Origin of the sequence: Desulfonatronospira sp. (assembly GCA_003563255.1) — a bacterium.
GTDB lineage: Bacteria > Desulfobacterota > Desulfovibrionia > Desulfovibrionales > Desulfonatronovibrionaceae > Desulfonatronospira.
Genome location: PWSL01000451.1, coordinates 1 through 8,459 on the forward strand (window position 1 = coordinate 1; position 8,459 = coordinate 8,459).

General features: G+C 49.9%; 6 protein-coding genes and 1 tRNA gene. 4 read left to right on the forward strand and 3 right to left on the reverse strand.

What is annotated here, in order from left to right:
* Window positions 1-381: 381 nt before the first annotated feature.
* The gene (locus QZP87_RS13235) at window positions 382-1,887 is read right to left on the reverse strand and encodes an HD domain-containing phosphohydrolase (RefSeq protein ID WP_291323394.1); all 1,506 of its coding nucleotides are present in this window, start codon (window positions 1,885-1,887) and stop codon (window positions 382-384) included.
* Window positions 1,888-1,992: 105 nt separating this feature from the next.
* On the opposite strand from QZP87_RS13235, the gene QZP87_RS13240 reads away from it, so the two are divergent.
* Window positions 1,993-2,070, forward strand: a tRNA-Pro gene (locus tag QZP87_RS13240).
* A gap of 471 nt (window positions 2,071-2,541) precedes the next feature.
* Here QZP87_RS13240 and QZP87_RS13245 read toward each other — a convergent pair.
* Entirely contained in the window at window positions 2,542-3,906 is a 1,365-nt protein-coding gene (locus QZP87_RS13245; protein ID WP_291323395.1) for a UDP-glucose/GDP-mannose dehydrogenase family protein, read from the reverse strand.
* 597 nt (window positions 3,907-4,503) lie between these two features.
* Between QZP87_RS13245 and bioF the strand changes: the two genes are divergently transcribed.
* From bioF to QZP87_RS13260, 3 genes are all read left to right on the forward strand, one after another.
* Window positions 4,504-5,679 carry an 8-amino-7-oxononanoate synthase gene (gene bioF, locus QZP87_RS13250; RefSeq protein WP_291323396.1) on the forward strand — a complete coding sequence of 392 codons (1,176 nt, stop codon included), beginning with the start codon at window positions 4,504-4,506 and terminating at the stop codon, window positions 5,677-5,679.
* The gene (locus QZP87_RS13255; protein ID WP_291323397.1) at window positions 5,666-6,295 is read left to right on the forward strand and encodes a class I SAM-dependent methyltransferase; all 630 of its coding nucleotides are present in this window, start codon (window positions 5,666-5,668) and stop codon (window positions 6,293-6,295) included. Before bioF ends, QZP87_RS13255 begins: the two co-directional genes overlap by 14 nt.
* Window positions 6,296-6,393: 98 nt before the next feature.
* Window positions 6,394-6,912 carry a ferritin gene (locus QZP87_RS13260; protein WP_291323398.1) on the forward strand — a complete coding sequence of 173 codons (519 nt, stop codon included), beginning with the start codon at window positions 6,394-6,396 and terminating at the stop codon, window positions 6,910-6,912.
* A gap of 234 nt (window positions 6,913-7,146) precedes the next feature.
* Here QZP87_RS13260 and QZP87_RS13265 read toward each other — a convergent pair whose 3' ends face one another.
* Window positions 7,147-8,055 carry an ATP-binding protein gene (locus QZP87_RS13265; RefSeq protein WP_291323399.1) on the reverse strand — a complete coding sequence of 303 codons (909 nt, stop codon included), beginning with the start codon at window positions 8,053-8,055 and terminating at the stop codon, window positions 7,147-7,149.
* Window positions 8,056-8,459 lie beyond the last annotated feature (404 nt).

Genomic DNA, 8,459 nt, shown 5'->3' on the forward strand with positions numbered 1-8,459 from the left:
GAAAGCCAGGAGCTTTTGCCCACGGAACACACGGAAGGACACGGAAGTTTTTAAAGCGTTGCGAAGCAACGCATATTCCGTGAGATTCCGTGTATTCCGTGGGCCGTCTCTTTTGCCCCGATGGGGCCTCTTTTTCCGCACAGGGTCGCGGAAAAAGCCTAGAATCTAGTGGCCACCGGGGACAGGCACTTTTGCCGGCCTCAAACCGTAAAAATGGCCGGACTGTAACAGCGGCAAAAGAGCCAGTCCCCTTCCAGCTCTACAGCGACACTTTGTGTAAATTATCGCCTTGGCCACCGGGGACAGGCACTTTTGCCGGCCTCAAACCGTAAAAATGGCCGGACTGTAACAGCGGCAAAAGAGCCAGTCCCCTTCCAACTCTCAGGTCTCAATCTGGGCAGGAGAGGTTTGAACATCTTTCTGTATTTTTTCCAGGCCGGTTTCCTGAACCAGGTCTATCCATTCAGCCACAAGCTCATGGTCCCACTGGGTTCCGCTTCCCTGCAGCAGAATAACCCTGGCCTGCTCCCAGGACAGGGCATTGCGGTAGGCTCGGTCTGAAGTCATGGCCTCAAAGGCGTCGACCACGCTTATTACCTTGGCCAGAAACGGTATCTGCCCATTGCCGATATTATCAGGATAACCTTCACCGTCCACCCGTTCATGATGATGATACACCAGGGGCAGAATATCGTTCAGGGACCAGAGCTGGGCCAGAATATCCCTGGCGATCTGTGGATGCCCCTGCATTATCCTGAATTCATCATCCGTCAACCTGGATGGCTTGTTCAGGATATGGTCCGGAATGCCGATCTTGCCGATATCATGCAGAACACCGGCTGTATAAAGATCTTCAAGTTCCTTGGACATAAGCTTGAGCCTGCTTCCCAGCTTCATGGCATACACCGCCACCCGGTCTGAATGTCCCTTGGTATAATAATCCTTGGCTTCCACCGCCTTGGCATAAGATCTGATAATGTCCAGGTTTTTGTCCCGCATTTTGCCGTACATCCTGGCGTTTTGCATTGCAGTAGCCGCATGGGCTGCAAATACGCCCAGAAGCTGGGAGTCTTCATTATTGAACAGGTTGTCTTCGTGGCGCAGTAAAACCACGGCGCCGACTTTATTGAGCTGTGAATAAAGTGGAGTGATAAGAATGGAGTACTCAAAATTCCCGGATTCCAAATTTAGATAATTACCGGCATTGCCATTATCCAGCATATAGGTTTTGCCATCATAGGCCGCTTTGTAGCTCAGATTTTTCAACTCTTTGAAAAGCTCGGGATGCTCACGCAATTTTCTGCCCCTGATGACCGATTTGGATAAAGATCCTTTTTCTTCCAGCAAAAAAAGGGCCACACTGTCCGGCTGAAAATTTCTCTGGACCTGAGAAACAAACTCGTAACAGATGGATTTGAGATCCAGCTGGGCATTGAGGGCGCTGCTGACATTAAGCATTTTGACTATGTTGCTCAGGCGTTTTTTTTCCTTGCGGGAGTACCTGTTTTTAATTACCTTTTCCACTTTCACCAGAAGGTGGCTGATATTGAAGGGCTTGGGAAGATAGTCAGCAGCCCCGGTCTTGATGCACTCCACAGCCGTCTCAATGCTGGCAAAGCCGGTCATGACCAGGAAATCTATGTCCAGATTCTTTTCTGCGATGTATTGCAGCAATTCCAGCCCCCCCATCTGAGGCATCCGCAAATCTGAAATAATGAGGTCAATTTCCGGGTGTTTAACAAGCATCAGCTGTGCCTGTCTGCCGTTTTCCGCCTCCAGAACCTTGTGGCCTTCTTCCTGAAGGGCATCCCGGCATATCTCCCTGAGACTGTCTTCATCGTCCACCACCAGGATAGTTGCTATTTTTTCCTGATCATCTTTTTGCATAATATATCCCCGATATTATAGCAGCACTTACTATCTGTCCCCCGGCAGAAAAACAAACCAGAGGTCTTGATTTTTTATGCATCTTGAGTTATATTATTAGTTTATCGGGATGTGGCTCAGTCTGGCTAGAGCGCAGCGTTCGGGACGCTGAGGCCGCAGGTTCGAATCCTGCCATCCCGACCATCCTTTCTTGTCCTCGTTATCAGACAATAATCCGGGACTGCATTATCTTGGGTTGCAGGCAAAGCCCGCGTTAGTGACTTACTCCTGAAACCCTGTCACAAAAAACAATAACCACGCGAAGCGCGTGGCAGGCCTTGGACAGGATTAACCACGCCAAAGACGCGTGGCAGGCATAGATTGACAGGATAAGCAATCAGCGACCGGAAGCCGCAGATTGCAATAGCCATCCCGCACTCACTTTCTTCCGGCATTCTTGAGTGCCGGAAGAAAGTGAGTGCGGGAGTGATACCTTTTGGCCTGGCTTCCGGCCAGGACAAAAATGATTTTCTCTTCATCAATCTCTTAATCCTGTTAATCCTGTCAAAAAAGTTCTTTTCTTTATTGGGTTGCGGGCAAAGCCCGCCTTAGTTACCAACATGTTTGTTTGATATTTGTGCTAAGCGCCTTAATACGCTGTTTAACAGCTTCTTATCAAACCTCTGCAGTTTGCTGGTTTGTATCTACAACCGGCCTTCTCCCCATACTGAAATATGAAAAACCCATTTCCTGCAGCAGCTTGGGCGGATAGAGATTTCTTCCGTCAAATACAGCCGGGTACTGCAACTGGGACTTGATACGCCGCAGGTCCGGATTGCGGAACTGGTTCCACTCGGTAACCACCGCCAGTGCATGGGCACCGTCCAGCACCTCGTACTGCTCCCGGCATATCTGAACCATGGGATTATCTTGCAAGGCCAGGCTGGCGTTTTTTCCTGCCTGGGGATCATACGCCTTGACCTGCATGCCGCTGCCGGTGAGTTCTCTTATGATTTCCAGTGCCGGGGCCTCACGCACATCATCGGTGTTGGCTTTGAAGGCCAGACCCCACATAGCCAGAATTTTGCCTTCAACCCCCCCCAGAGAGGAGAAAAATTCCAGGACCTTGTAGGCCAGGCGCCTCTTCTGAGCTTTATTGACTTCTTCCACCGCCCTTAAAAGACTCGGAGTGTATTCCTGTTCCTTAGCCGTGTTGATCAGGGCTGAAACATCTTTGGGAAAGCAGGAGCCCCCGAACCCTACTCCGGGGTAAATAAAATGGTATCCAATACGGTGATCCGAGCCTATGCCTCTACGGACATCACCAATGTCCGCCCCTACCTTTTCACAGATATTGGCAATCTCGTTTATAAAAGAGATCTTGGTAGCCAGCATGCAGTTGGCTGCGTACTTGGTCATCTCAGCGCTTCGAAGCCCCATAACCATCATTTTTTCCCGGCTGCGGGCAAAAGGAGAGTAAAGAACCTTTAGAAGCTCAGCTGTACGGATATTGTCTGTACCTACTATAACCCGGTCCGGCTTCATGAAGTCAGAGACAGCATCTCCCTCCTTCAAAAACTCCGGATTCGACACCACGTCGAATTCCAGTCCCAGACCACGTTTATCAAGCTCGGCCCGGATGAGTTCGCGGACCATATCCGCTGTACCCACCGGCACGGTAGACTTGTCCACTATTATTTTATAGTCCTGCATATTGCGGCCCACTTCCCTGGCGACCTGACGCACAAACCCCAGGTCGGCCCTGCCGTCATCCCCGGGAGGTGTGCCTACGCAGATAAAAACAAACAGGCAGTTGGTCAGGCCTTCGTTTATGTCAGTGGTAAAATGCAGCCTTCCCTGGTCCTTGTTTCTGCGAACCAGCTCTTCCAGGCCCGGCTCAAAAATATGCACCTGACCCCGGTTCAGGGTCTCTACCACATCCGGGTTCACATCCACGCAGTACACGCTGTTGCCCATCTCAGCAAAGCAGGCCGCGCTTACCAGGCCTACGTACCCCGTCCCTACTATGCACAAGTCCATGTAAAACCTCTGAATAACACAGCGAAATTTTTAAATATTTTATCCTGATCTCAATTGGGGACAGGCACACCGCACTTATTTATATTATTCGTCAGTCTTCTGTCAGAATAACAAGTGCGGGGAGCCAGTCCCGGAGGTCAGTAATAAGTTTCGCTGTAGTTAATTAAACGTACAATATTGCAAAACCGTATCTGTTTAGCGCTTTGGATGTGGCACGGGGACTGGCTCTCCCCGCACTTATTTTTCCAGGTAAACGTAGACCATTTTAAAATAAGTGCGGGGGTGCCTGTCCCCTGCTTTCCATAATAGCGCTAAACAGATACGCAAAACAAATGAATTCATAGCCGCCGGGATGCTCACTCTCCAGAGGTACTCTTACCTTAAATTCATCCCACTGTAAAAGGTTTTTGCCCCAGGCCCGATCTACGCCAAAAAGCATCCGGACTACAAGCCTGCTACTTGATATACAGGCGGTTTTCTCATATCAACTCATGAGCCGCTACTTCTCAATATTGGTTTACGGGCAAAGCCCGCAATAAAATCAATCACTTGGCAACTCAACAATCAAAGAATCTAAAACAACAAAAAGATCATAGTATGCACAACAGCACCCTGCAGACTTTTCCCGGCGATCCTCCGGTTGAAGAACTGCGAAGCATCCCTGAAATTGATCACGGCCCGGACCTTTACCTGCAATACCGGGGTCAAAGACTTCTAAACCTGGCATCCAACAACTACCTTGGACTGGCAGGCTCCCAAAGCATGAAAAAAGCTGCTTTGCAGGCTGTTGAAAAATTCGGTGCCTCCAGTGGGGCCTCCAGGCTGATTTCCGGCAACTACTCTCTTTATACCCGCCTGGAAGAAACCCTGTGCCGCTTCAAAGAAACACAGGCTTCCCTGGTGTTCGGTTCCGGATATGCAGCCAACCTGGGCATCTTAAGCGCCCTGGCGCACCGCAAATGCCTGATTTTTTCCGACCGCCTGAATCACGCCAGCATCATAGACGGCATTATCTTGTCCAGGGCCACCCATATCCGCTACAGACACGCTGATGTGGAGCACCTTTCCTACCTGCTGCAAAAACAGTCTTCCCAGGCCCCTAAAATTCTCATCACAGATACGGTTTTCAGTATGGATGGAGACAGGGCGTCCTTGATCGACATAGTTGAGTTGTGCAAAAAACACAAGGTTATGAGTATCGTTGACGAAGCCCACGCCACCGGAGTGCTTGGCCGGGGAAAAGGGCTGGCCGGGGAATTGGGATTGAACCGGGAAATCGACCTGCACATGGGGACTTTCAGCAAGGCTTTGGGTTCTTACGGGGGATATGCAGCCTGTTCCAGGGCCATAAGAGAACTTCTGGTAAACAGGGCGCGCAGCTTTATCTACTCCACCTCATTGCCCCCTGCGGTGACAGGGGCCTGCCTGGAAGGTCTGCAGCAGGTACTCAAAAACCCGGAGCAAGGCCGAAAACTCCTGGATATAGCCCGGGACTTCAGATCATTTCTGCAGAACCTGGGATTCGATACCCTCAGGAGCACCACCCAGATTATCCCGGTAATAATGCATAGCAGTACAAAGACATTACAGGCCCAAAAAGAACTGATGCAGTCAGGAATTTACGTCGCCGCTGTCCGCCCTCCGACTGTTCCGGCAGGCTCTGCAAGGCTTCGCCTGAGCCTAAGAGCCGACATGGGGGATAAAGAGATAGAGATGGCCAGACAGGCCCTTATAAATTTGTCCTGCCGAAAGTTCAACAATGAAAGACGTTGACCCCTACGCAAAAATCGCCCCCCTGTACGACCTGGTGGTTACGCCTTTTCTGAACCCTGTCAGGAAAAATATTTGCCGGGTGCTCCAGGGACTGCAGGTCAAGACCGTGGTGGACCTGGGATGCGGCACCGGACGCCAGCTTGAAATGCTGCACCGGTACGGATTTCAGACCTGCGGGGTTGATTTCTCCGGAGCAATGCTTAATAAGGCTGAAGCGTTATCACCAGGCCTCAAGCTTTACCAGGGTGACATAGCAGGCACGCCTTTTCCTGACAGCAGCTTTGACTGCAGTATTCTAAGCCTGGCCCTGCATGAAAACTCCAGGACCAGGCAGGATCAAATACTGGCGGAAGCCCTGCGCATAACCCGATTTAAGGGATATCTGGTCGTGCTTGAGCATGGTTTTCCCTCTGGGACAGCCGGCAACATGATCAGCCTTCTGACTCATATACCGGAGCGTTTGGCAGGAACAACACATTACAGAAACTACCTTGAATTCATGAAAAGCGGGGGGCTGCCAGAACTTTTGCTGTCCTGGCCGAGCCTGGAAACGGTTGAAAACAAAGTATTTTATTACGGTATCCTGGTACTTCTTACAGCCAGGATATCTGTTTAACTTTCAAGGAAGGCAGGGACAATCAACCCTGCCCTTGCTCAAAGTACCGTACTTCTGTAATCTTGGTAACCTCAATCTAAACTTTCAAGGAGTAAAAAATGTTCAGCGAAAAAATGCAGCAGGCCATGAACCAGCAGGTTAATGCAGAAATGTATTCTTCCTATTTGTACCTGTCCATGGCAGGCTACTTTGAGGGAAAAAATCTGCCCGGCTGCGCCAGGTGGATGCGCATGCAGGCCCAGGAAGAGCTGATGCACGCCATGAAAATCCATGATTTCATTCATGAGCGTGGCGGCAAGGTAAAGCTCACAGCCATTGAAGAGCCTCCTGGTAACTGGGAGTCACCCCAGGCTGTTTTTGAAAACGTCTTGTCCCACGAACAAAAAGTCACCGGGCTGATAAACGACCTGGTGGACCTTGCCATCCAGGAAAAAGACCACGCTTCAAATATTTTTCTGCAATGGTTTGTCACAGAACAGGTGGAAGAAGAAGCCAGCGCGGATGGGGTGCTGCAGAAAATCAGGCTGACAGCCGAAGCACCGGGGGGACTTTTTGTGATTGACCAGGAACTTGGTCAGAGAACCATGGCCTGTCCCTGCGGCCAGGGCCGGGTATAATCCCTGCTGACCGTCTGAAATGACGAAGCAGTCATTAGTACATAACCGCATGGTTTGCCGGGAGCACTAACACTACAGCGACACTTTCTTTAAGCTGGAAGGGGACTGGCTCCCCGCACTTATTTTAATAATCCGTAAGTCTTCCTTAGGAAAATAAGTGCCGGGTGCCTGTCCCCGGGGCCGAGGCTTTAATTTACACAAAGTGTCGCTGTAGTGCTAAGATTGCTTCGTCATTTATGCTTCAGCACGGGGCAGGTAAATTGTTATCCGGGTACCGTGTCCTTCCTCTGAATCCACCCACATCCTGCCTCCATATCGCCTGGTCATCATGTAGGCCTTGGTCAAGCCGAACCCACCCCCCATGGTTCTTTTTTCCCGGACATTGCTGCCTCTAAAGCCGAAATCAACAACCCGTTGCAGTTCGCTTTCAGGTATCCCGCAACCGCTGTCCTCAACGGTGAAATAAATAACTTTACCATCATCATAAAGACCTGCAAGTACCTTTCCTCCTGGATCCGTATATTTTCTTGCGTTGGCCACCAGGTCCCGCATAACATCCTGAAAGACAGGAGGCATGTTTATCCTCTCGCCCTGAAAACTTTCGAAATTCAGATGAATAAAATAATCTCCCGGTCCCTGCCTGGCCAGATTATAGACAAAACGGTATCGCCCCTTGCTGTTTTTTTCTATGGCGGTGAACACATCCAGAAAATTCTGTAAAAGGCGGCTCAAGTCGTGATCTTCCCACCTATCTGGAGTCTCAAGGCGGGTTACTATTTCATCGGCCCTCACCTTCAATATATTCATCACCGAGTCTAAATTGGTCCGGGACTCCAGCGCGTCCGGCTCATTTTCCAAACCAGGGTGCTTCCTGAAAAATTCCTGCAGACTATTCCGGATAAAATGGATGTTTCCCTCCATGGCCTTTGATTGTTCAAGCACACTGCTCTTGTTTCTCATACCCCGTTTTATACTGAAGCAAAGATCAACACATTCCTTGAGGTCCCCGTTTTCCCCGGCCAGCATTTCCAGGATCTGCAATTCTCCGCTGATTATGTTGATAATGTTGTAGAAGCTGTGCAGCTCCATAATCACGCTCTCTTCCGGGCTCAGCTTGACATCCCTTTCAATCTCAACCTTCACGGCTATCCTCCAGTCTGGTTTTACATGCACTCCACTGCGGACTTTTACCTCACTTGGATATTGCGGTCAATCAGCACCCTTAATTAGGGTCGCAATCATGACAGGTCTTGCCAAACCGGTTCCAAAAAGTTAAAGCGATAACATTATTTATTGACTTAATTTCTTACAACCAGGAACGAAGAACCAGGAACTTTGAACTCTCAAGTGACAGGGTTTCAGAAGTAAATCTAGGCTTTTTCCGCGACCCTGCGCGGAAAAAGAGGCCTCTTCGGGGCATCATTCGGTTACCCCTTGCAGGACGCGTTGAGCACGGGGACTGGCTCTCCCGGCATTTATTTTTCTAATCTGTTTCTTGTTCAATAAAAAATAAGTGCCGGGGTGCCTGTCCCCACAAACATGCAAGC

Excerpts from the sequence above, each read along its gene's own strand:
- QZP87_RS13235 (WP_291323394.1), bottom strand. The coding sequence starts at position 1,887 with ATGCAAAAAGATGATCAGGAAAAAATAGCAACTATCCTGGTGGTGGAC.
- QZP87_RS13245 (WP_291323395.1), bottom strand. The coding sequence starts at position 3,906 with ATGGACTTGTGCATAGTAGGGACGGGGTACGTAGGCCTGGTAAGCGCG.
- bioF (WP_291323396.1), top strand. The coding sequence starts at position 4,504 with ATGCACAACAGCACCCTGCAGACTTTTCCCGGCGATCCTCCGGTTGAA.
- QZP87_RS13255 (WP_291323397.1), top strand. The coding sequence starts at position 5,666 with ATGAAAGACGTTGACCCCTACGCAAAAATCGCCCCCCTGTACGACCTG.
- QZP87_RS13260 (WP_291323398.1), top strand. The coding sequence starts at position 6,394 with ATGTTCAGCGAAAAAATGCAGCAGGCCATGAACCAGCAGGTTAATGCA.